Source organism: Algoriphagus yeomjeoni, assembly GCF_049821175.1.
In the GTDB taxonomy this organism is placed as follows: Bacteria; Bacteroidota; Bacteroidia; order Cytophagales; family Cyclobacteriaceae; genus Algoriphagus; species Algoriphagus yeomjeoni_A.
In genome coordinates this window covers 1009399-1033125 of record NZ_CP187512.1, presented here as the reverse complement: position 1 = coordinate 1033125, position 23727 = coordinate 1009399, and the positions used below count along the sequence as shown (strand labels likewise).

Sequence of the window (23727 nt, the reverse complement as noted above, 5' to 3'; positions counted from 1 at the left end):
CACCTTCGTTTTATCAAAATGCCAGTTCAATTGAACCTCATCAACAATACCATATGAGGAGGAGTTTCTTCAGAAGTTTTTACATCAATAGGAGCTCTTGTCTCAGATAAGGAGTAATACTGCGAATACTCATTTTGAATATTAAAGTGAAAATTTATCGCAGAAGCTGAATCTAACAGCGAGCCATTTTCCATAGTATCAAATTTTTCTCCAACCCGATCGAGTCTTAAAAAAATATTTGGTGTTTCACTTCTTACTTCAATAGAACCTTCATCAGTATCTAGCAGTAAAGCGTGTATGCCTAACGCTACTTTTAACCGTGAGTCAATTGTTGATTCTGCTAATAGTTCCTCAGGATTAGTTCTCCAAAGTCCAAAAGTACCGACTTCACTCAACTCATGCGAACCCTCACCAATCCATTGGGTTTTCTCTACTTTTTCAGCAGGAAAGGAAAATTCTATTCCCTCCAAATCAGCAATTGATTCTAAAGAGGAAATTTCCATTTTCAATTCTCCATTAGGGAAAACTGTCCAGGTAAGGACGTTAGAATTAGCCTGATAAGTTGATTTTATCTGAATTGCACCATCCTTTAGGCGCTTCCAAGTTAATTTTTGAACAGCCGATGAAAAATGACCGACCTCAATATTTTGGCTGAAATTGATAAATCTCATTCCAATCTTTACCAGCTGAAGGTTCCCATATTCTTTACCAAAAATATACAAGGTCTCCCCTACTACTACCTGAAAATCAAGAGTAGATTCACGTACACGAATCCTTTGATTATCTAGAACTGATCGTTGCTTAAAATAGCTTTGATTTCCTTCTTTTGGCATTCGAATAGGCTCAGAAATAGAATACAAAACCACAGCGTTACTATCTAACAAAGATAAATTAAGCAAATCTCCTGCTGTCCAATTAGCTGGAAGGTCCAAGGAAACCTTGTTGCGGAGGCCTATATCGTTTTTGCCAACGGCTATGCTATTTGTGAAAAGCGTTTGTGTGCCATTCCAGGCATCAATTTTTTCAATTGACCATTTCAGTGCATAACCATTTAAATCATACTGTGGGTCATGAGTGATGAGCTGAATTATGCCATCAAAGGATTCATTGAGATCAAAAGGTTGTATGTAAACAGGAGTGCTTAATGATACAGGTTCAAAAACAGGTTGGACATTATGGTCTGTTTGTGCATTTGTATGGATTAATGTGATAAAATACAGACCAAATAAGCCAATCAATCGGCCACCACTATGCTTCATTTTATTTTCCTTTGAAATTGTAATCGGTCTAAAAGTAAATGAATCTAGTTGCTAAAAAAAATAGAAATAGAATGCATGCAGCTATTAAAATCATATTCATTCTAAAAATTAAAATGCACATCTTCAATACCTAACGATTTAACAGGTGGCATTTTTTATGATTTTCTATATCTTAGAACTTAAACAATTTTTAAAATATGACTACCATAGACCCTAGTATCCTAGCCAAAGCAGATTATTGGCTTAGTGGCAATATCGACGAAGATTCGAAAGCCCAAATCCGTACCCTTATTGACAAAAACCCAACTGAGTTAACAGATTCATTCTACCAAGATCTCGAGTTTGGTACTGGTGGACTTAGAGGTCTAATGGGCGTTGGAACGAATAGAATGAACGTTTACACGATTGGTATGGCCACTCAAGGCCTTGCTAATTACCTGCTGAAATGTTTTCCAGGAGAAACAATACGAGTAGCAATCACTCACGACAGCAGAATTAACAATACGCTTTTCGCCATGACCACGGCGAATGTGCTCACAGCCAATGGTATTCATGTGCTGTATTTTAAAGAAATGCGTCCTACTCCAATGCTATCTTTTGCCGTGAGACATTTCGACTGCAAAAGTGGCGTGATGATCACTGCTTCTCACAATCCGAAGGAATACAATGGCTACAAAGCTTATTGGGATGATGGTGCGCAGGTAGTGGCTCCGCATGATAAAAACATTATCGATGAGGTTAAGAAAATCACTTCCTTTGATGATGTAAACTGGGATAAGAACGATGCTCTTTTTCAATACATAGAAGAAGACTTTGATGAGATCTACATGAAGCTTGTCAAAAGTTTGAGCTTGTCTCCTGAGGCTATCGCTGCGCAAAAAGATATGCCGATTGTTTTCTCTCCTATTCATGGAGCCTCCGGCAAAATGGTTCCAGCAGCATTAAATGCTTTTGGATTCAACAATGTGAACATCGTAAAAGAACAAGCTGAACCAGATGGAACTTTCCCCACTGTAATTTATCCAAATCCAGAAGAAGCGGAGGCTTTGACGCTCTCGTTGAAGCTAGGAAAAGAAGTTGGAGCTGAATTGGTTTTGGCCTGTGATCCGGATGGTGATCGCTATGCAGCTGCCGTTCCTAATGCTTCTGGTGAATTTGAATTATTGAATGGAAACCAAACTGGGGCGTTGCTTACCTATTATTTACTAAGTCAGTGGAAAAAAGCTGGTAAGCTTGATGGAAAACAATTCATGGTTAACACGATTGTAACCACTGAATTGATAGATAGAATTTGTGAAGGTTTTGGAGTGAAATGCTTCTCAGTCTTGACTGGATTTAAAAATATCGCAGCCATTATCAAAGATCTCGAGGGCAAAGAAACCTTCATTGGCGGTGGTGAAGAGTCATACGGATATTTGGTTGGTGACTTTGTCCGTGATAAAGATGGGGTCAGTGCCTGCGCCATGGTGGCTGAAGTAATCGCATATTATAAGACTCAGGGCAAGACCGTTTTTGATGTGCTTGCGGAGATTTACAATCAATTTGGATTTTATAAGGAATCGCTGATTTCCGTGACCAAAAAAGGAAAAGATGGGGCAGAGCAAATCCAGGCTTTGATGACTGATTTCCGTCATCATCCACCTGCAGAAATGAATGGAATTGCAGTTGCCAAAATCGTTGATGTAAAGGAAAGCACGATAAAAGATGTAAAATCCGGCAAGACAGAAAAGCTGGATATGGACAAGTCCAACGTGATGCAATTCTACCTCGCTGACGGAAGTAAGATTTCTGCAAGACCTTCCGGTACTGAACCAAAAATCAAGTATTATTTCTCGGTAAATGCTCCGCTATCAACTATAAATAACTACAGAAAAGTAGAAGCTGAGTTAGACGAAAGAATAGAAGGCTTGAAGCGATACTTTAGTTAAAAATCTAACTATCACAAAATGAAAGCACTGAGAAATCGGTGCTTTTTTATTGCTTTTCCCACAACACATCCGAAAAATAACCTTCTGAATCCATAAAATTTTCCTTCACTTCAAAACCTCCTAATGATGCCAAGGAACTGATTTCTGACAAGCTGTACTTTTTGGAAATTTCTGTGAAAATCGACTCAAACGCTTCAAATTCGAAGGTTTGATTTAGTGCTCCAATAGTGACTTCCTGTGATTTTTGGGAAACCAAATAGCTTCTGCATTCACCGCTCACCGGATCATAAGTAGGCCAATGGATAAAGGACTCTCTGTCAAAGTCTGCGTCCAGCTCACGGTTAATTCTATCAAGTAAATTCATGTTGAACTCACGCGTCACTCCCTGCTCATCGTGATAGGCATTCAGAATAATTTGTGGGTCTTTTTTAAGGTCAAAACCAATTAATACAAGGTCTCCTTTTTTTGTTCCTACTCGTAGGTGATCTATGATATTTTTAGCTTCATCGACTCCAAAATTCCCAATATTTGCACCCAAAAATAAAATCAGGTTAGGTTTACCATCTTCCCAAACTTGTTTCTTCAGAGAATCTCTATAAGTATCCTGAATTGGATGGACTTTCATAGATGGAAATTCCGACGACAAGCTTTCCTCTAATTCTTCCAATACTGAACCGGAGAAATCAACTGGATAATAAGTGAATTCCACCTTCAATTGCGCAAGGTATCTCAGTAGGATTTTTGTTTTCATCCCATCGCCAGCTCCTAGTTCTACCAAATTAAATGGTTTTTCTAAGGCAAGAATTGGTGCGAGGATCTGCTTGTGTTGACCCTCCAGTACTTCATATTCTTTTCTGGTAAGGTAATATTCAGGCAAGGCCATGATTTGCTGAAACAGTTTATCTCCTTTAGCGTCATAGAAATATTTTGATGGTAAAGTTTTCGGACTTGAATTGAGACCAAGCATTACGTCTTGGGCGAAAGTCCCGAAATCGGTATTTTTTGCATTCATAAATTAAAGTGATTTGGCCAGGCGAATGCCCATAAATTGCCATCTGTATTTAGGGTGAAAAAAGTTTCTATAGGTAGGTCTTGAATGGCCTTCAGAAGTCGCAACTGAAGCACCACGCAAAACCATTTGATTAATCATAAATTTCCCATTGTACTCTCCTATTGCTCCAGGAGCAACTTCAAAACCCGGATAAGGCAAATAAGCCGAGTTTGTCCACTCCCACCGTTTTCCCCACTCAAATTGACTTTGGGCCACTTCCCATTCAAATTCTGTTGGCAATCTCACGCCTTTCCAAGATGCAAAAGCAGAGGCTTCGTAGAAATTCACATGAGCGACAGCAGCATCAAGGTTAATTGGTTTTATTCCATCCAACGTGTAATAAAACCAAGCTCCGTCTTGCTGCTCCCAATATAAAGGAGCTTTTACTTCAAGCTCTTTGGCCCAAGCCCATCCTTCATCATGCCAGTATGTTGGATTCTCATAACCTCCAGCCTCAATAAATTCCAGGTATTCTTGATTTGTGACCAAAGCAGTTGAAACGGCAAAATCATTGATATAAACCTTGTGAGGATTGAGCTCATTATCGTAGCAGAAATCTTTGTCTTTATAGCCTATTTCATAAACTCCAGCATTTACATTCACCCATTTTGACTTGGGTTCAGCACTATATTCCTGAATATCCATCACGCTTGGATTCAGCGGATTAAACCAAAGACTGTACTTTAAATCTGTAATTAACAATTCCTGATGTTGCTGCTCGTGGTTCAAGCCTAGCGTTACCAGCTCATCAATCTTAGAATCTTGTCTGCCGATTAAATTTATCATAGCCGCATCCACGTAGCCTCGGTAGGTTTTCACTTCTTCCACTGATGGACGGGACATTAGACCACGCTGATTTCGTGCTGTTCTTGCACCAAGGGAATTGTAATAAGAATTAAAAAGAAAATTAAATTGGGGATGTTTTACCACATAGCTGGGGTCATTTGGCACCAAAATAAATTGCTCAAAAAACCAAGTTGTGTGGGCTAAGTGCCATTTAGGAGGGCTTACCTCTTCCGAAGCCTGCAAGCTAAAATCCTCGGTGATCAAATTCTTACATAGGTGAAGAGAGTGGTTTCTTACACGATGGAAAGTTTCTGATAAGTTCATATACATCTGATAACTAAGCTTCAAGATAAAGGTTTAAGAATACTATTCCTTGCCGATATGCACCAAAGCATCTCCCGCATTAATGACAGGCATATTATTCATTCCTATTATGTGCCCATTTGTAGGAGCCTTTACAGGGATTTTCACATGACCATACGGATCCGAAATCCGTGCCAAGATTTGGCCTTTTTTGACGGACTCACCTACCTTCACACTAGAGTTAAAAATCCCAGAAGCCTTTGCTCTGACCCAGCTACTCTCTTTCAAGAAAATACTTTCTTGCGGCGCTGGAGCATCTGCTAGCATACCTAAACTTGCCAACATCCGCTTAGTACCATTCACACCTTCTTCTATACCGTATTCATCCAACCGCATTGACTCTCCGCCTTCAAATACCAGAATGTGTTTTCTGGCTTTAAAGGCCTCTTTTCTGAATGACTTCTCTATGTACTTTGAGTTCACCACATAATGAGTTCCAAAAGCCTTAGCGAGTTCCACCGCCACTTTATCCTTATAGTCTACTCGTACTTGAGGGAAATTGGTAAGCATTCGCCCACCCGTATGAAAGTCTATTCCAAAATCAATCTGAGGTATGATTTCACTGCTTAAAATATAGGCAATACTACCTGCTAAAGATCCTTTTTTGCTGCCAGGGAAGCTACGGTTTAGGTCCCTTCCATCAGGAAAGGTTCTGCTATTAGACAAGAAACCATAAATATTCACCAGAGGAATAAAAATCAAGGTTCCTTTTAGCAGCTCAAGACCTTCATCTACTTCTTCCAGTAACCTCTTAGCTGTTACAACCCCATTTATTTCATCTCCATGAACTCCACCGCTAATTAATACCACAGGGCCATCCTCTTTGGAAGAGCGAATAAATATTGGGAGATCAATTAGGGTGTGGGTTGGAAGTTTAGCTATCGCAATTTCTATATTCATCGACTGGCCGGGTCTGATCCGTACACCATTTATGACTAATTCCTTCATCTATATATTAGTTGATTTTCAATGTCCATCTCGATAGCTACCGAGAGAACTTTCACATGGACGATTGAATGCAATAAAATTCAATTGGGTGATTTCATTTCGTATTCGAACAAAATCTTGCTTATTTCGCAAGGCAGTCTCCGCATATGAATATACTAGAAAACATCTCCCTTAAGCCATTTAACACCTTTGGAATTGATAAAACAGCTCGTTTTTTTGTTGCCGTAAAATCAATAAACCAATTAAAAGAGGCGTTAGAATGGGCTAAATATCAGAATATCAAACCTTTGATATTAGGAGGAGGAAGCAATATCCTTCTCACAAAAAATCAGGAAAATCTAGTAATCAAAATTGAAATTGAGGGGATAAATATTGCTTTAGAAGAAGAGAAGTTTTATTTGATCGAAGCAGGTGCTGGTGTCAACTGGCATCAGTTTGTACTGATAGCAATTGAAAATGGTTGGGCGGGAATAGAAAATTTATCCTTAATTCCTGGGACTGTCGGCGCTTCGCCCATGCAAAATATCGGTGCTTACGGAGTGGAAATAAAGGATGTTTTTTCTAGCCTAAAGGCTTTGAACAGAGAAACGTTGGAGATTGAAGAGTTCAATGCTGAGCAGTGCCAATTTGGGTATAGAGAAAGTATTTTCAAGCATGAACTGAAAGGAAAATACGTGATTTGTTCCGTTGTATTTAGACTCCGAAAAAAGCCTATTTTCCATACAGAATATGGCGCTATCCAAGAAACTTTGGAAGCCAACGGAATCCAAGAGTTAAGTATTAAAGCTATCTCTGATGCTGTGATAGAAATACGTCAATCCAAATTACCTGATCCAAAGGAAATTGGAAACTCTGGTTCCTTTTTCAAAAACCCTACTATTTCAGCTGTACATTTCCAGAACTTAAAAGATGAGTACCCAATAATTCCTGGCTACCCTAATGAAGAAGGGATAAAAGTCCCGGCAGCATGGCTTATCGAGCAATGTGGTTGGAAAGGACAGCGGTTTGGAGAAATTGGAGTCCACAGTAAACAACCATTGGTTTTAGTGAATTACGGAGCTGGAGATGGAAATGATATCAAAAATCTAGCAGAAAAAATTCAGCATTCAGTTTTCGAAAAATTCAAAATAAACATCCATCCCGAAGTAAATTTCCTCTAGACCAACCGGTCATTTACTTCTAGAGTCTTCTCGTATTTATCTACTTGAACTCCAAATTTTCTCAAGAAATCAACCCCTTCGTCAGAACCTATTCCTTTGTACTCTGCATAGGAAAATAGGTAAATTACTCTAGATATTCCCATTGAAAAAATAATCCTAGAGCAAGCAAGACAAGGCGACAAGGTGACAAACAGCGTGGACCCTTCTACAGAAGTATTATTTTTTACTGCGTACAAAATCGCATTTTGCTCAGCATGAAGGGCCAAAGAGCAACTTCCCTTACTATCTCTTGCACATCCAACTTCCGGAAATTCCACGTCACAATTATGTGTGCCAGCAGGTGGGCCATTATATCCTATCGAAATTATACGCGTATCTTTTGTGAGCACCGCTCCCACATGCTTCTTTATACAATGGGAACGTTTAGCCAAATTGACTGCCAGCTCCATAAAAATATCATCAAAATCAGGTCTACTCATATCTTAAACTTTCGCCAAAATTAGCATTAGATAGTAAAGGCTTGCAAGAATACTTAAATATTAACTCCAAGATTTTCGTTAACTAGTAAAAGCTAACTTTCTAATTCCTCCCCCGTTTTTAAAATAAAAGAATATGATTATCCGAAATGATGCCAGTCACCTTAGATTCTTTGCTTGGTTGGCTGGTAGACCCCTGCCCGAACTACAGGCGGGTATGACCGAAGACCGAAGCGGCCTCAAAGCTAGAGTATACCATCTATTAAGTCCCTTTCATCTATTTACTGGTAACAAAGCGGAAATACAAATAAAATAATAACACAATGAACCCAATTCACATAAAAAACCTATTCCTAGTAACATTTTCCCTTTTAGTTCTCAGTTCATGTAATTCAATAGAGATATTCAAGGAAAATACTGAAGTGCCAGTTCGCAGACCATATAAGTCATTTGTAATCATTAATCAGGAAGTAGGGATCAGAGGTTTTTCCTCACAATTCATAGACGAACAGGTTCAGATACATCTCCGAGAAGCACTAGAAGCAAAAGGTCTAATTTATGATAAAAGTGAACCTGAATTAATTATTCGATATACATCAAATGAAGACCTGAGAAAGCGAGATACCTATTCAAGCAATAATTATTATCCATACTGGGGGTCAAGAGTATTAGGACCATGGATTTATAATCCATATGACCCCTATTTTAACAACCGAAACAATAGTCCAACGACTAGCAACTATGAGCTAGTTCAGGTAATTGTAGATTTTATCGACCAAAAAGAAGATAAACTCTTGATGACTTTAACCGGCGTGACTGAAGTCAGTAGCCTAAAAACAAAAAGTAAGAAAGTGCTAAAAACTACCGATAAGATTGTAGAATACTTTCTATATGAACTAAAGGATACTGAATAAGAATTCAAACATAGAACTCTACTTGTGAATAAATTGGATTGATTTGAGTATGGTAGAAAAATAGATTAGGAGGCACTTACACTAATCCAAATACTATTTCACAAGAAATTATAAATTCTTTTCGCGTCTTATTTGGCAAAATATTTGTAAAAGTACAATTAACTACTACTTTTGTACTAGCTATATTGTATTTCAGCCACGAATTTTTGCACTTAATGCTAACAATTGTCCTAATAGATGATGATCCGATCAGTACCTTTGTTACTGAAAAACTCATTTCGCGAAATGTGAAAGAGCCATGTCAATTTTATAAATATCAGAGCGCCCGAGCGGCTCTGCAAGAAATTTACTCCATAAAGGCTAACTATCTTTTTTTAGATCTCAATATGCCTGAAATGACTGGCTGGGATTTCTTAGATTCGTTTAATTCCGATAAAAACGAGGCACAAATATACATTTTGAGTAGTTCTGTAGATGAACGCGACATAAATAAGGCAAGCAGGTATAGTGTCGTTAAAGATTACTTGTCAAAACCACTGATTAAAAAGTATATCAAATCTATTTTCAACTGACCCAATAGCTTGGGTCTATTTTATACATCTCTTTTCAAGTTCTAAATTCGATTTTAAAAAAAATCACCTAGCAGCTGCACCATTTAGCACGGTGGACATCTTAGAACTAATTTGTACTAAGCTTATGTGAAATAACTAACTATTCAAATAAGACAAGCTTAAAAAAAGTTTGAAAAAAAAATACCAACTGTGTGGTGCGAAATGATTTTTTACTTTAATTCGTGACGTTCAACTATTAAAAACCCCTATCTAAACTACTATGGAGGATTTTGACGACGATTTCGAAGATGACGACAACTTCAATGATGATGATGATTTCGGTAATGACTTCGAAGACGAATATGATCTAGACGAAGAAAGTAAATTTGACGATGATAGTATCGTGGATTTCGACGAAGACGATGAGGAAGAAGAAGATTTCGATGATGATCAATTCGATTAACTTGGTTATTTGTAGATAAGAATTTATCTTCGGGCATCTTTAGAATTTCAAAAAATTGATCATGATACTATTAGACGTATTCACTTCTCCACTTGCTGGAGGGGCTCAAACTTTCCTAGTGATTGTATGTGTATTAATCGGTCTTGGGGCCGGTATCACTGCTGTCGATACGAGAAGCACCTTCACTAAGAAGAAAAAAGCTGATCATTAATATCTTATATCTTACTTTAAAGGAGGCTCAAGCCTCCTTTTTTTATGCCCTAAATTATGTCAGATACTCAGAATTTCCAGAACCACGCAAAATATTACCCCTTACATCACTTTGTGATTTTGCCATTAACTCTTTTGTTCGTGGGATGGACAATTGGCAGAATAGATTTCAGTACCACTCAGTCAGCAGCTGAAAGCACATATTTCCTTTTATTAGGGCTTATTCTTTTTTTTATCTCATATCTACCGCGAATCTATGCTTTAAAAAATCAGAATAGAATCATCAGATTAGAAATGCGACAGCACTACTACCACCTAACTGGCACATCGTTTTACGAAAAAGAGAGCCAGCTTACTTCTGCCCAACTTATTGCATTGAGATTTGCAGGTGATGATGAAATACTAGCATTGATAGACAAAACTATTAAAGAGAAAACAGCGCCAAAGGAGATTAAGAAAAGCATTAAAAATTGGAAAGCCGATCGTCATCGGGTTTAATCTGTCTGAATTAAAAGTTCAGGATAAATTCCTTTTTGAGTACAGCTCTCAGGTTTTCTCTGGACTTTTTTCTATAATCATTCTTGGAAAAATCTAGATCAGGCAAAGTAAGTACTAGATCGAATTTTTTGGTTCCAAAGTCTTTTCCTGACGTAATCAAGGCTATTTTTCTATCTTTTTGATGTGCTAGCTGCATTAATTCGAAGCATGCTTTACCTTCAGCAGATTGATCATCATACTTGCCTTCGCCCGTTATTATGACATCTGCAGATTGCACTTTAGATTCTAAATCTACTTTTTCAAAAAAATATGTTGAGCCAAAGTTAATTTCAGTTTCGAAAAAAGATGATAAGCCCAGCGCAATTCCGCCTGCTGCACCGAAACCTGGCTTATCTATGAAAACCTTTCTTTGTTTTTTGAAAAGCCGCTTAACCGTAGACTTACAAACTGATTCATAGGATGCAATCTGATCAGATAAGATTCCTTTCTGAGGTCCAAATACCGGAATAGCTCCTCTATCCCCAAAAAAAGTGTTTTTCACATCACAAAGGCAGGTGAATTTAACTTTTGGTATTTTAATGGATTTTTGGATATGCTTGATTTTGGAAAGAAAATGAGGAGAATACTTAGTTATTTCTCTTCCGCTATCATCCAAAAACACAATTCCTAATGCGGCCAATATCCCAACTCCTAGATCAACAGTAGCACTACCACCCAAACCTAAAATTATCTCCTTAGCTCCAAGTTCTATTGCATGACCTACCAGCAGCCCAGTACCATAACTTGAAGACACAAACGGGTCTAGCTCATTCTGTTGCAGTGAAGCAATACCTGAAGCCGTAGAAACGTCTATATAAGCTTTTTTTAAATTTTCATCCCACCCGTAAGAACTAGGAATAGGTCTACCGATAGAATCTAGGGCCAATACTGACTTTTTCTCCAACTGTAGTATTTCTGTTAAAAGCTCACAAGTCCCGTCACCTCCATCTGCAATAGGAAGTAATGTAGTAGCGACATAAGGAAATTCAGCTTTTATGTATTCTCTTATAATTTCTCCAGCTTCCCGGGCAGTCATAGTGCCTTTAAATGCATTTGGAGAAATCAAGACATTCATAGCTTAGGCTTTTTTCATTCTTACAAAATAATCCTTCATCGCAATCCGCACTTTTGGAGCAAGGTAAATTGTCGAAATCATCGTAGGTACAGCCATAATCGCATACATTCCATCCACCAAACTTATCACTACATCGAGCGATGCTACGGCACCTGCTACAATTGTAATCAAATAGAAGTAATTGTAATAATCTGCTTTTTTGGCTCCAAATAAATAACCAAAGCACTTATGTCCATAGTATGAATAGGTAAACATAGTAGATAATGCAAAAACTAAAACGGCGATCATCAATAGATATCTACCATACTGAGGGATAGCCAAATCAAAAGCAGCCAAAGTAAGTCTGACACCATCTTTTTCGGTGGATTCCCAAACACCCGTGAGCATAATCACCAATGCAGTAAGGGTACAAACTACAATCGTATCTATAAATGGACCTAACATTGCTATCAAACCCTCACGAATAGGTTCGTTATTTTTGGAAGCGCCATGGACCATAGGTGCAGTTCCTATCCCAGCTTCGTTAGAAAATGCGGCTCTTCGGGCACCAATGACTATTACCGCTCCTACTGCACCACCCGCCATTGCCTCGCCGGTAAATGCATCAGTAACTATTCTCAAAAGCATTTCAGGCACATCACCAATGTATTTGAAAACAATAATGATCACTGTCACAAAATAAAGACCAACCATAAAAGGAACCATCTTAGAAGCTACTCCAGCGATTCTCTTGATGCCTCCTAGAATAACAATCGCGACTAGTACCATCATAGTAATTCCTATAATCCAACGCGTTTTATCTCCTTCATCTAAGCCTGCCGGCTCCAAAATTACCGTTCTTAGTACTGCTGTTAATTGATTAGCTTGGAAAATAGCAAGCAAGCCTAAGACTCCTGCTGTACAAAAAATCACAGAAAGGAATTTCCATTTTTTACCCATCCCCTCTTCAATTACATACATGGGACCTCCTTGTATTTGCCCCTCGGAATCTTTACCACGATACATGATGGCTAGGCTACAAGTGTAAAACTTGGTAGCCATTCCCACAAATGCTGATACCCACATCCAAAAAATAGCTCCCGGTCCTCCCATATTAATTGCAATGGCAACACCGCTAATATTCCCCAGTCCTACAGTTGCTGCGATTGCCGAAGACAAGGCTTGAAAAGAGGATATCTGTCCAGGCATTAAACTATCATCATATTTTCCTCTCAGCAAACCTACGGCATGTCCAATTTTTCGAAAAGGAACAAATCCAGAATGCACCAGTAGTAGAAGCCCACCTCCCATTAAAATGACAAGCATTGGAGTACCCCAAATCCAATCTGCGAAGGATATAATGTAATCGCCCATTAAAATATTCTAGTTAAAGCAATCAAATTGATTGACTGTATGATTTTAAAATTAACATCCATATTAGGTTCATTTTAATGAAAATCAAAGAATATAGACGGCTATGCAAACAAAAACCCGACAGAAGCCGGGTTTTAAAATTCACTGAATATAATTACCAATCGACTTTTGGAGATCTATAGAATTCTATTCCATTGATATCCCAACGTTTACCTTGCAAAGCGACTCTCTTTTTGAAATCATCCCAATTTCTCCTTTCACTACTTGACCATGCTACTTCAGCCAAAGCTGCCAATCTTGGAAAGGCCATATATTCGATATCGGAACGATTAGTAATCGTTTCGGTCCATAGTGGAGCTTCTACTCCAAGGATGTCAGATTTATTTATGCCATCTGCATAGGTAGCTGGATCCCAATTATAAGAATCATCTAGCTCTATATAGGCAGCCCAATGTAGTCCAAGTCTAGATGTAGAATCATACTGCATATCTAAATAAGCTCTTTTAGCTGGTGACATCAGAATTTGATTTCCTTGTTCTTTCGCCAACTTGGCATTTTCTTCCAAAGCCCAAAACTGAGCTACAGTTCCTGGAGCCAATTTAGCAGTAGCTATTTCATCCCAGCCTATGCTAGTCTTACCATATTTGATAACAATTTCCTGAACTCGCTCCACGAAGTAGATGTAATCGTCCTTCTCAGTAACATGAGACTCATCCCCTCCAATATGAATGTACGGGCCAGGCGTGAGTGCAACAAGCTCCTTAATCACATCTTCTACAAAAGTGTAAGTGATCTCTTTATTCGTCGCAAATGTGCTGAACCCCACTTCAATTCCAGTATAAAGCTCGGCTGGTTGAGGGTTTTTATCAAGGATATCAAAATCAATTTTACCCTCAGTCATCGTGGCAAAATCTCCATCTGGCAAATTCACTCCTGGGTTTAGCTCTGCATAGGCAGCCAGAGCAGCATTTGTGTGACCGGGCATGTCAATTTCAGGCACTATGGTAATAAATCTATCTGCTGCATATTGGATTATCTCTTTGTAATCCTCTTGTGTGAAAAAGCCACCCTCAGTCCCTCCAACTTCAGTCTTCCCTCCGATCTCAGTTAATTTCGGCCAAGATTTGATTTCAATTCTCCACCCTTGGTCATCGGATAAATGAAGATGCAAGTAATTTAATTTCAAGCTTCCCATCTGATCGATGTAATGCTTCACATCTTCTATGCTTATAAAATGCCTAGCTACATCAAGCATTGCTCCTCTATAAGAAAACTCGGGTTGGTCCTCAATGATACCATTTCCAATCATCCACTCCGCATCTACTTTTGAAGTATTTTCAATCTCGACGGGTAATGCTTTAATCAGCGTTTGCATTCCATAATACAGGCCAGCTGCAGAAGTTGAAGTGATTTTCACTTGATCACTGCTGATATTAATATTGTATTTTTCTGAAGCAGATCCGCTTACCAACTCCAAAATCAAATCACCATTTTCATTCGAAACTGGAATTTCGAAACCAGTAGCAGGACGTAACTTATCGGCTAAAAAATTTCCAACACGAGACAAATCGTCTCCCTCACCAATTAATTGAATAGAAGAAGTAGGCGCTAATTCGAAAACTCCCGCAGATGAGGAAATCGAAGTGGGAATTGGAATGATGCCCGCTTCATCTATTTTAACTGAATTTGGAACTTGGCACGAACTAATAGAAAATGCTGCAAGTACAGCAAATGTCCAAAGAGAATATTTCATAGAGTAAAGATTTAAGTAAACTTAATCTATTTTTTTTAATAAGTTTATTCAATCAAATTGAATTTATAATAAAACAAATAATCCACGTCTCTTATACAACCTTGCATGGAATACAGCCAGTATTTTTATAAATGGGTTCAAGAATGTGAGGAGTTTTTAATAATTTCAAATTTCTCACGGTGAAAAGAATGTTTTATTTGACCTACTTTCCCACAAAAAGACAAAAAACCCTTTTAACATAATCAACAAAAAAATGAAAAATAATAGCTCAGGTTCTGGGAGCTCCCGGAGAAAGTTCCTTAAAGGCAGTGCATTAGCTGCCGCCGGATTTTACATTGTACCAAGAAATGTTTTAGGCGGACCAGGATTTATAGCACCAAGTGACAAGCTTCGAGTTGCCAGTATAGGTGTTGGCGGTATGGGTGGTGGTGACGTGCGAGGAATTACCAGAACTGAAAAGGCAGATTTTATCGCCCTCTGTGATGTGGATGATAGCAGAGCAAAAGGAAGTAGAGAATTGCATCCTAAAGCAAAATACTATAAGGACTTCCGAGAGATGCTGGACAAAGAAGGAAACAATATTGATGCAGTCACTGTGTCAACTCCTGACCATACACATGCTGTAGCCGCTATGGCAGCTATGAAAATGGGAAAACATGTCTATGTTCAAAAACCTCTTGCTCACGATATCTACGAGGCTAGAATGCTCACACAAGCTGCCGAAAAATATAAAGTAGTAACTCAAATGGGTAATCAGGGTTCCTCTGGAGATGGGGTTCGTAAAATGGTAGAATGGTATGATGCAGGATTGATTGGCGAAGCTACTAAGGTATATACTTGGACTAATAGACCTGTTTGGCCTCAAGGTATCCAATGGCCAAAAGAGCCTGTCACACCTCCAACCGATTTGGATTGGGACCTATGGCTTGGTACAGCCCCCTACAAAGATTATGTAGGTAATCTAGTGCCATTCAACTGGAGAGGTTGGTGGGATTATGGTACTGGAGCACTTGGTGACATGGCCTGCCATATCATGGAGCCTCCATTCCGAGTATTAGATCTCGGTTATCCGGTATCTGCCGAATGTTCCGTTGGGTCAGTTTATGTAGGTGAATTTCAAAGAGGATATTTCCCTGAAAGCTGTCCTCCTTCTTCGCACATCACATTGCGGTTCGATAGACCTGGAAAGGAAGACCTTGAATTCCACTGGATGGACGGCGGAATTCAACCGAATAGACCTGAGGAACTTGCTCCAAATGAGCAAATGGGTGATGGTGGAAATGGTGTAATCATAGAGGGCACAAAAGGAAAAATGATGTGCTCGACCTATGGTATTAACCCTCAGCTTCTTCCTACCTCAAAAACAAAGGATATCAATGTACCAGAAACCCTTTACCGAGTACCTGGAGGAGATAATGGGCATTATAATAACTGGGTTGAAGCTTGTATTGCGGGTTATGGCTCTAAGGAATTTAAAAACTTGAGCTCTCCTTTCTCTATCGCTGGCCCACTTACTGAATCAGTTTTGATGGGAAATCTTGCCATTAGAAGCTATGAGTATAGAACACCAAAACCGGATAACGCCAATGAATTTGACTACCCTGGAAGAGGAATCAAACTGGTTTGGGATGGTCCAAATATGAAGGTGACGAACTTTGAGCCTGCTAATCAATTTGTACGAAGGGATTATCGAGGAGACTTCTCCCTTTAAAAAGTAAAACGGCTTTGAAAGTTATTTCAAAGCCGTTTTACTTTTTATCTGAAATTAGTTAAATCAGATATAAAACTGTTACTGATCACTGAGGCTGAATTATTCTTATCGTTCTACTTCCAGCTCTACCCGTCTATTTTTAGACCTTCCGACTTCAGTTGAGTTAGAAGCAGTTGGCCTAGTGCCTCCCCATCCTGATATCCTTAAGCTTTCAAATGGCACTCCTTGCTCAATTAAGAAATCCCTTACACTGCTCGCTCTATCCAACGAAAGCGCCTTATTCAATCCTGGGTCTCCAGCGCTGTCTGTGTGCCCATGAATTCTAAGTTTCATAGCTGGATTTTCCAATAGGAATCCCGCTAGTTCAGTCAAAGTTGCTTTGGTATCCTCTCCTTCCAGTTCTGCTGTTCCTCGCTTGAAACTTACATTTTCAAGTAATATCATACTCCCAGACTCAGCTTTGGTCATGAGCACTACTGTTGGCTCATCTGTTTTAATTTGACTGATTAAAACAGTCTTTGGAAAATATCCTTCAGCATTGATCTTCACCTCTTTCAGCTGTGACCCTGTTAGTTCTGATAACATAAGAGAGTCAGAAGCATTCTTAGAAACTGTTGTTTCGCCTACTTTCCAACTAATAGAAAAAGGAACCAAGGTCTTATTTTTAGCATCTACTACAAACCAAGAAATAGGATTTTCTTCCTGCTCTATTTCCTGTTCTGTAACCTTTACTTCTGGAAAGCCAACTGCTGAAGAAGGATAAATAGGCACAATAGAAACGGTCTTTGCTTTGGTTTGCTTTTCAATAGCTGCTACAGGATCGGGGTCTTTGGTAATAATTGCATCGGGAATTTCGAGAGGAACAAGTGTCTCGAAAGTCAACAAATCAGCGAAGCCATCACTATTCTGAGTACTAGTCCAGACCACTTCTCCTTCGTTAATAAAGGTCACCGAGACTTCAGATCCTGGCGAACTCACTTGCTGCCAAATCATAGGTTTACTCCATTTATTCCAGCCATCACCTAGGCGTTTTGCTATAAAAATATCCTTTCCACTTGCACCTTCATGCATGTTAGAAGAGAAGTATAATTCTCCTGATTTGTTATTGTAATAAGGACTCATCTCCTGCCCAATAGTATTGACACCTGATCCTATATTAACAGGTTTTGACCACTCTACAGGTCCTAGTTTCTCACTAACGTAGATATCTTCATTTCCCATAGAATCCTTTCCTTTCGCAGATAAAAAAATCACTTTTCCTGCGGATCCTACTCGTCCAGATACTTGCCCTGCGAGTTCTTCTAAACCTGGCATAGACACTTGACGAAGAAAATTCCAGTCCTTACCAAATTTGGAATATTGATAAACTCCGAATCTCTCTCCTCCAGTGTGATACACCAAAAGTGTAAGTAGATCCTCTAGCCCAAGTGAAAAATCATAGCCATCTGTGCTCAAATCAGCACGATGGACAGCCTCTTGCCACTCTCCAGCTTCAGATTTTTTGGTCATCCAAATATCTCCTGGGTCCGTGACTCCACCTATATTATCAGGGTGAAAAGCACGGGTGAAAAGCAAGGTATTATCTCCAATCCAAACAGGATTCATGTCATCCTGAGGGCTATTTGCACCAGAAAGAGAAACGACCTGCTGAGCTTGAAGATTAAATGAAAAGCAAAAAGCAAGTAGCATCGCGCCACTTGCTTTTTGAAATACGTTATTAAATTTTCTCATAATTTATTGATCCAGCACAATGGCAAATACCAGTGGTGCTACGATCGTTGCATCAGATTCGATAATGAATTTCGGAGTATCGATTCCTAATTTGCCCCACGTGATCTTTTCATTTGGAACAGCTCCAGAATATGAACCATAAGATGTGGTCGAATCAGAGATCTGGCAGAAATAACCCCAAAGCGGCACATTGTCTCTTTGCAAATCCTGGTGCAACATCGGCACCACACATATAGGGAAGTCTCCTGCAATTCCCCCGCCAATCTGGAAAAATCCGATGGTACTTTCGTCAGTTGCTGTATTTGTATACCACTCTGCTAGGTACATCATGTACTCAATTCCACTTCTGACCGTATGCACATTCTTCACATCTCCAGAGATCACATGTCCTGCAAACATGTTTCCCAAAGTGGAATCTTCCCATCCTGGTACTATGATTGGAATATTCTTTTTAGCTGCTTCTAGCAACCAACTGTCCTTCGGGTCAATTTGATAAGAATCTTCAAGCTTTCCTGAAAGTAAAATTTTATAGAAAAATTCATGAGGAAAAAATGCCTCTCCAGCTTGATCAGCTTTCACCCACTCTTCCAAAATGACATTTTCAATTCTTCTCATGGCTTCCATCTCTGGAATGCAGGTATCCGTAACACGATTCATGTGTCTTTCCACCAAATCCTGCTCTTGCGCTGGAGTTAGCTCACGGTAATTTGGAATTCGCTCATAATAGTCGTGAGCAACCAAATTGAATACATCTTCTTCCAAGTTTGCGCCAGTACAGGTAATAATTTGGATTTTATCTTGACGGATCATCTCTGCAAGGGAAATACCAAGCTCAGCTGTGGACATAGCACCCGCTAAAGTTACCATCATCTTACCACCATTATCCAAATGGCTTTTGTATCCTTCTGCTGCATCGATCAATGCAGCTGCGTTGAAGTGTCTATAATTGTGCTTTAAAAATTCAGTGATTTTCATTCTATAAATTATCGTTGGAAGGTTAAAATTACCCAATTTTTCCCCACAAAAAAACCCAGCCAAGGCCGGGTTTCAATATTTGGAAAATGTATCTCAGTTTATTTCACTGTATCTGCAGGAGCTGCAGTATAATCTTTATTCAAACCTTCAATAACCGACTCAGTGATATCCAAAGCATCATTACCATACCATACAGCACCACCTCTAGTGTAGCTCAAAACCATTGTTAGCTCATTCGTTTCAGCATAGGTCTTAATATAAGATTGAACTCTATCGTAAACTTCGCTGTAAAGTGCTGCTTCGTCGGCTGATAATTCTTGCATCAAATTATCACGGTAAGTCATCAAATTTTGCTCTTTCTTTGCCAATTCTTCCTGCTTAGCTCTAGCTTGATTCGGAGTCATGTTACCGCCAGTCTGTTGGAAAGTTTGCACTTCCTGCTGAAACCCAGAAGCTCTTCCCTGAAGATCCCCTTCGAATTTCTTTCCTTTCTCAGTAAGCTCTGCAGACTTAGTTTTGAAGTAATCATATTTGTTGATTACACTATCTGTGTAAACAAAAGCAATAGTTAAATCACCTTGTGTTACTTCAGATGAAGTGCTGCTTTCAGAAGAGTCAGCAGTTCCTGCAGTTTCGCAGCTGTATAAAAGCACTGTAGCAAGGCTCAATGCACCGATTAGATTTAGTCCTCTTTTCACTTTGTTGATGTTATTGATTACAAGGGCGCAAATATAAAGAAAGTATTGATTTTACAAGAATCATGAGGTGATCAATGGATAAAATAAAGATTTGCTGACTAAAAATAGATATCCTGTGCCAGTCTGTAAACTTGGGTGTGGGCATCTACGATTTGGGATATTTTCGAAGAATATCCTCCCCCCATACAGCACATAATGGGCGATCGGAGTGATTTGGCCAGATTTAGGACTAAAGCGTCGCGTCGTTTCACACCATCTACAGTCAGAGCCAGTCTTCCTAATTTATCTGTCTCCAAAACATCCACTCCAGATTGATAAATTATAAAGTCAGGAGAAAAATCTTTTAAAATACAATTAAGCTGAACTTCAAGAGTCCTAAGGTATTCTTCATCTTTTGTTCCATCCGGTATAGCACAATCCAAATCAGAAACTTCCTTTCGCATCGGATAATTCTTTTCTCCATGCATACTGAATGTAAATACGTTTGGATTTTCCGCGAACAAACTAGCCGTTCCATTTCCTTGATGAACATCCAAATCAATCACTAGAACTTTTTTAAACAACTGATTATCAATCAAATAATTAGCAGTGACACCAATATCATTTAACAAGCAAAAACCTTCTCCTTTGTCAGCATAGGCATGGTGGGTACCGCCGGCTATATTCATGGCTATTCCATATTGCATAGCATACTCTGCTGCTTGGACAGAACCTTTTAATATTGTTATTTCCCGTAGCACAAGCTCCTTGGATAATGGAAATCCAGTAGCCCTCACTTCAGATTTTGTCAAACCTAAGTATTGAAGTTTGTTCCAATATTCCTCAGTATGTGTATTCAAAATCCATTTTTCATCGATTGGTTTTGGTTCGAAAAAGTTATCCTCCTGTACGATCCCTTCATGTAGTAACTGACCAGGAAGCAACTCATATTTTTCCATTGGAAATCTATGCCCCTCCGGCAGCGGGTGTTTGTAAATTGATGAATAAGCAATTTTTAGCATAAAAAAACGCTTGGGAATCACAAGCGTTAGTTAGGTGAATTTCTGTTGACCTGAGTTAATCCTCAATATCCTCTTCCTCAGATTGGAATGCATACATCGTGTCATCCAATTCCAAGGTATCGTCATTAAACTCCTTAATAAAATTTGAAATCACCTTCTCATTGATATGCTCAATATTCAAAGCTCCATCAAGCCCTATCCCATAATCATGATGGGTATCTATATCTACAAATTCCTGAACTTTCACACTCTCATCCTCCTCTATTTCCATTATTATCTCTGTGATAAACCAGCCGATCTCCTCTTCTTCGCTCGTTAATGGTTTCAAATTTCCATTTTCATCTTCTTCATAGGATATTCCTTTGAAATTCGGGAATTTTTGAGCGGCTTTATGCTCTGCTAATTCATACACTTCGCTTGCGTGGTGCAGTCTTAACGTGTACAATGCTGCATCATAAATCACTTCTTTACCTTGATACATTCCTATGAAATAGAAATTGACAAATTCATCAGAATTTTCTTCGTCGGGAATAATTTTGAACTTTTTATCGAGCTTCCCCAGCTCTTCCTTCAACTCTGCTATTCGAGTAGGATCAAAACCTGGATTTGATATTGACATGGGGCAATTATTTAAAGAATATTAAAATGTTAAGTGATTAGAAATTCAATAGTAATAAAGGAAATAGTAATATAATACCAAAATCTAATCGAATTTTACCAATTGAACAAAGCCTTAACCCAAATTGAGTTATTAAGCCGTTGCAAATTTGAATATGAGTAAGTTTTATTTTTGAATCTTAGGAGTTAGAATTATAATTACCAAATTCTACCTTTTCCAATTGTGATCACTCACCTAACAAAAGATGAGCTAAAAGAGTTAGGCTGATATCAAATAATTTTTATTTGATCAAAAACTTTACCTAAACATAAATATTAATCATTGGTAATCAAATATTTATAATACTTTGGTTTAATCTGCAGCATTCAAATTATTTCCAAAGAGAGCATTGATAATACTTAGTACGATGGCAAATAAAATTGCCCACCAAAAACTATCAACTTGAAATCCCGGAATAATTCGATCAGCAAGCATGATCATCAAAGCATTGATTACCAGTAAAAACAAGCCTAAAGTCACTATCGTAATAGGAAAAGTCAAAACAACCAATAGTGGTTTAAGGGTAACATTGATTAAAATAATGACAGCAGCTAATATAAATCCGGTAATAAACGTGTCAATGTAAATACCCGACAAAAAGAATTCTGCGATTAGGACAGAAATGCCTCCCAAAAGAATTTTAACTAAAAAATTCAAAGGTTTATTTTTGTTTTCCATAGGACTAAAAATACAGATTTACCTCAATAATCCTTAAAACCTGATAAATATCATCTACCTAATTGGAATGGAATAGGATCAGAATTCGTTCTCTGAATCACGAAACATTATATTTGCAGCTCTAACATAAAAACTAGACCGAGTGATAATCATCATTTTCTTTCTTCTGCATTGGTATTTCTCTTTGTTTTGCCAAAGCTTCTTCTTGCACCGTTACGCCGCCCATCAAATGTTCTCTATGAATAAGTATTGGGAGAAATTCTTTTACTTCTTTACTTGGATGTGGCAAGGCAGTTCTTATCTATCACCAAGAGCCTATGCGATTCTTCATAGAATGCATCATGCCTACAGTGATACTCCGAAAGATCCGCATAGCCCACATCACACAGAGAACTTGTTCACGATGATGTGGAAGACTAAAAATATTTATAACGAATATTTTTCTTTCCGTTTAAAGCCTGAAGAGCGGTTTTCAAAGGATATTCCTGATTGGAACAAGTTTGATAAATTTGCTGATACGATGCTGGTAAGAGTCGGCTGGGGCTTATTATATGTGACAATTTATGTTCTTTGCATCTCAGTTTTCGATTTGCCTGGCACGCATTGGTGGATGTATTTCCTTCTTCCTATCCATTTTTTAATGGGTCCAGTGCATGGAGCTATAGTCAATTGGAGTGGTCATAAATACGGCTATTCAAATTTTGACAATAATGATCATTCAAAAAACAGTTTGCTACTCGACGTGTTGATGCTTGGGGAATTATTCCAAAACAACCATCACAAACTTCCAAACCGTCCAAATTTTGCTGTGAAATGGTACGAGTTTGATCCAACCTATCCTATCGTCAAATTACTTCACCTAACTAGGATAATAAAATTAAGAACTGTATAAGTTAAAATGACCTCAATTGAGGTCATTTTTTGTTGAAATCTGTAGTTCAAAATGCAAACCAATTTTCTAGTTTGTTAAAAAATATTAAAAGTAAAGGTGGTTTTTTTTGCAATTGTGAAACTAAACGAATAATTTTCTTTTAATTAAAACTTAACGCCTTATTTATGAAACCATTAACAAGAGCCGAAGAGGAGATCATGCAGATCCTCTGGCAAATCGAACGAGGGTTCGTCAAAGACATCCTTACACCCATGACCGAGCCCAAGCCTGCATACAACACTGTTTCTACCATTGTTAGGATATTAGAACGCAAAGGGTTTGTAAGTCACAAATCCTACGGTAAGAGTCATGAATACTTTCCAATAGTATCAAAAGACGAATATCGTTCTTTCATCATCAAAAAAATGTTGGATGGTTATTTCGAAAATTCTTTCGGAAAGCTTACTGATTTCTTCAAGAATGACGAAACATTGAACACAAAGTCATATCAATAAGCACTATTGATAAAAAGCAAATGAAAAAACCTGGTATTGCTACCAGGTTTTTTTTGTCGCTA

24 protein-coding genes are annotated in these 23727 nt (G+C 38.4%); 10 read left to right on the top strand and 14 right to left on the bottom strand.

What is annotated here, in order from left to right; all coding sequences use genetic code 11:
• Window positions 1-26: 26 nt before the first annotated feature.
• Window positions 27-1259: a hypothetical protein gene (locus ACPUEN_RS04155; RefSeq protein WP_425638745.1), complete on the bottom strand. Its 1233-nt coding sequence runs from the start codon at window positions 1257-1259 to the stop codon at window positions 27-29.
• 197 nt (window positions 1260-1456) lie between these two features.
• Here ACPUEN_RS04155 and ACPUEN_RS04150 point away from each other — a divergent pair, with 197 nt between their 5' ends.
• On the top strand, window positions 1457-3187 hold the full coding sequence (locus ACPUEN_RS04150) for a phospho-sugar mutase (RefSeq protein ID WP_425638743.1): 1731 nt from the start codon (window positions 1457-1459) through the stop codon (window positions 3185-3187).
• Between the two features lie 46 nt (window positions 3188-3233).
• On the opposite strand, the gene ACPUEN_RS04145 is transcribed toward ACPUEN_RS04150, so the two are convergent.
• Genes ACPUEN_RS04145 through ACPUEN_RS04135 form a run of 3 tightly spaced genes read right to left on the bottom strand, consistent with a single transcriptional unit; the run spans window position 3234 to window position 6335 of the window.
• Entirely contained in the window at window positions 3234-4199 is a 966-nt protein-coding gene (locus tag ACPUEN_RS04145; protein ID WP_425638742.1) for an L-histidine N(alpha)-methyltransferase, read from the bottom strand.
• A 3-nt stretch (window positions 4200-4202) separates the two neighbouring features.
• Window positions 4203-5348: an ergothioneine biosynthesis protein EgtB gene (gene egtB / locus ACPUEN_RS04140; RefSeq protein WP_425638740.1), complete on the bottom strand. Its 1146-nt coding sequence runs from the start codon at window positions 5346-5348 to the stop codon at window positions 4203-4205.
• A 42-nt stretch (window positions 5349-5390) separates the two neighbouring features.
• On the bottom strand, window positions 5391-6335 hold the full coding sequence (locus tag ACPUEN_RS04135) for a succinylglutamate desuccinylase/aspartoacylase family protein (protein ID WP_425638738.1): 945 nt from the start codon (window positions 6333-6335) through the stop codon (window positions 5391-5393).
• A 146-nt stretch (window positions 6336-6481) separates the two neighbouring features.
• Here ACPUEN_RS04135 and murB point away from each other — a divergent pair, with 146 nt between their 5' ends.
• On the top strand, window positions 6482-7495 hold the full coding sequence (murB, locus tag ACPUEN_RS04130) for a UDP-N-acetylmuramate dehydrogenase (RefSeq protein WP_425638736.1): 1014 nt from the start codon (window positions 6482-6484) through the stop codon (window positions 7493-7495).
• Here the strand turns inward: murB and ACPUEN_RS04125 are convergent.
• Complete coding sequence (locus tag ACPUEN_RS04125; RefSeq protein WP_425638734.1) at window positions 7492-7974, bottom strand: deoxycytidylate deaminase; 483 nt, start codon at window positions 7972-7974, stop codon at window positions 7492-7494. The two genes, murB and ACPUEN_RS04125, sit on opposite strands and share 4 nt — an antisense overlap.
• A gap of 320 nt (window positions 7975-8294) precedes the next feature.
• Here ACPUEN_RS04125 and ACPUEN_RS04120 point away from each other — a divergent pair, with 320 nt between their 5' ends.
• The 5 genes from ACPUEN_RS04120 to ACPUEN_RS04100 all read left to right on the top strand — a co-directional run bounded on the left by ACPUEN_RS04120 (window position 8295) and on the right by ACPUEN_RS04100 (window position 10607).
• Window positions 8295-8885, top strand: coding sequence for a DUF4136 domain-containing protein (locus tag ACPUEN_RS04120; protein ID WP_425638732.1), 591 nt, complete (start codon window positions 8295-8297; stop codon window positions 8883-8885).
• A 215-nt stretch (window positions 8886-9100) separates the two neighbouring features.
• Window positions 9101-9457, top strand: a complete 357-nt coding sequence (locus ACPUEN_RS04115) for a response regulator (RefSeq protein ID WP_111610233.1) — start codon at window positions 9101-9103, stop codon at window positions 9455-9457.
• A 259-nt stretch (window positions 9458-9716) separates the two neighbouring features.
• Window positions 9717-9899 (top strand): hypothetical protein, encoded by a 183-nt coding sequence (locus ACPUEN_RS04110; RefSeq protein ID WP_111610234.1) that lies wholly within the window; start codon window positions 9717-9719, stop codon window positions 9897-9899.
• A gap of 61 nt (window positions 9900-9960) precedes the next feature.
• Window positions 9961-10110: a hypothetical protein gene (locus tag ACPUEN_RS04105; protein WP_425638730.1), complete on the top strand. Its 150-nt coding sequence runs from the start codon at window positions 9961-9963 to the stop codon at window positions 10108-10110.
• Between the two features lie 56 nt (window positions 10111-10166).
• Entirely contained in the window at window positions 10167-10607 is a 441-nt protein-coding gene (locus tag ACPUEN_RS04100) for a DUF6526 family protein (protein WP_425638728.1), read from the top strand.
• A gap of 10 nt (window positions 10608-10617) precedes the next feature.
• Here the strand turns inward: ACPUEN_RS04100 and ACPUEN_RS04095 are convergent, their stop codons facing one another.
• The 3 genes from ACPUEN_RS04095 to ACPUEN_RS04085 all read right to left on the bottom strand — a co-directional run bounded on the left by ACPUEN_RS04095 (window position 10618) and on the right by ACPUEN_RS04085 (window position 14827).
• A complete protein-coding gene (locus ACPUEN_RS04095; protein WP_425638727.1) occupies window positions 10618-11721 on the bottom strand; it encodes a glycerate kinase in 1104 nt (367 codons plus the stop codon).
• Window positions 11722-11724: 3 nt separating this feature from the next.
• Window positions 11725-13074: an alanine/glycine:cation symporter family protein gene (locus ACPUEN_RS04090; protein ID WP_425638725.1), complete on the bottom strand. Its 1350-nt coding sequence runs from the start codon at window positions 13072-13074 to the stop codon at window positions 11725-11727.
• Window positions 13075-13228: 154 nt separating this feature from the next.
• Window positions 13229-14827, bottom strand: coding sequence for a family 20 glycosylhydrolase (locus tag ACPUEN_RS04085; RefSeq protein WP_425638723.1), 1599 nt, complete (start codon window positions 14825-14827; stop codon window positions 13229-13231).
• Window positions 14828-15080: 253 nt separating this feature from the next.
• Here ACPUEN_RS04085 and ACPUEN_RS04080 point away from each other — a divergent pair, with 253 nt between their 5' ends.
• The gene (locus ACPUEN_RS04080) at window positions 15081-16538 is read left to right on the top strand and encodes a Gfo/Idh/MocA family protein (protein ID WP_425638721.1); all 1458 of its coding nucleotides are present in this window, start codon (window positions 15081-15083) and stop codon (window positions 16536-16538) included.
• Window positions 16539-16643: 105 nt separating this feature from the next.
• On the opposite strand, the gene ACPUEN_RS04075 is transcribed toward ACPUEN_RS04080, so the two are convergent.
• The 6 genes from ACPUEN_RS04075 to ACPUEN_RS04050 form a co-directional block, all read right to left on the bottom strand.
• Window positions 16644-18269 carry an OmpA family protein gene (locus ACPUEN_RS04075; protein WP_425638719.1) on the bottom strand — a complete coding sequence of 542 codons (1626 nt, stop codon included), beginning with the start codon at window positions 18267-18269 and terminating at the stop codon, window positions 16644-16646.
• Window positions 18270-18272: 3 nt separating this feature from the next.
• Window positions 18273-19244 (bottom strand): deoxyhypusine synthase family protein, encoded by a 972-nt coding sequence (locus tag ACPUEN_RS04070; RefSeq protein WP_425638718.1) that lies wholly within the window; start codon window positions 19242-19244, stop codon window positions 18273-18275.
• Between the two features lie 98 nt (window positions 19245-19342).
• The gene (locus ACPUEN_RS04065) at window positions 19343-19942 is read right to left on the bottom strand and encodes an OmpH family outer membrane protein (RefSeq protein ID WP_425638717.1); all 600 of its coding nucleotides are present in this window, start codon (window positions 19940-19942) and stop codon (window positions 19343-19345) included.
• A gap of 98 nt (window positions 19943-20040) precedes the next feature.
• Complete coding sequence (locus tag ACPUEN_RS04060; protein WP_425638716.1) at window positions 20041-20943, bottom strand: histone deacetylase family protein; 903 nt, start codon at window positions 20941-20943, stop codon at window positions 20041-20043.
• Window positions 20944-20998: 55 nt separating this feature from the next.
• Entirely contained in the window at window positions 20999-21562 is a 564-nt protein-coding gene (locus ACPUEN_RS04055; protein WP_425638715.1) for a hypothetical protein, read from the bottom strand.
• 351 nt (window positions 21563-21913) lie between these two features.
• Window positions 21914-22258: a phage holin family protein gene (locus tag ACPUEN_RS04050; RefSeq protein WP_425638714.1), complete on the bottom strand. Its 345-nt coding sequence runs from the start codon at window positions 22256-22258 to the stop codon at window positions 21914-21916.
• Window positions 22259-22421: 163 nt separating this feature from the next.
• Here ACPUEN_RS04050 and ACPUEN_RS04045 point away from each other — a divergent pair, with 163 nt between their 5' ends.
• Together ACPUEN_RS04045 and ACPUEN_RS04040 are read left to right on the top strand one after the other, a co-directional pair.
• Window positions 22422-23171: an acyl-CoA desaturase gene (locus tag ACPUEN_RS04045; RefSeq protein WP_425638713.1), complete on the top strand. Its 750-nt coding sequence runs from the start codon at window positions 22422-22424 to the stop codon at window positions 23169-23171.
• A gap of 164 nt (window positions 23172-23335) precedes the next feature.
• Window positions 23336-23665, top strand: a complete 330-nt coding sequence (locus tag ACPUEN_RS04040; protein ID WP_425638712.1) for a BlaI/MecI/CopY family transcriptional regulator — start codon at window positions 23336-23338, stop codon at window positions 23663-23665.
• Window positions 23666-23727: the final 62 nt, after the last annotated feature.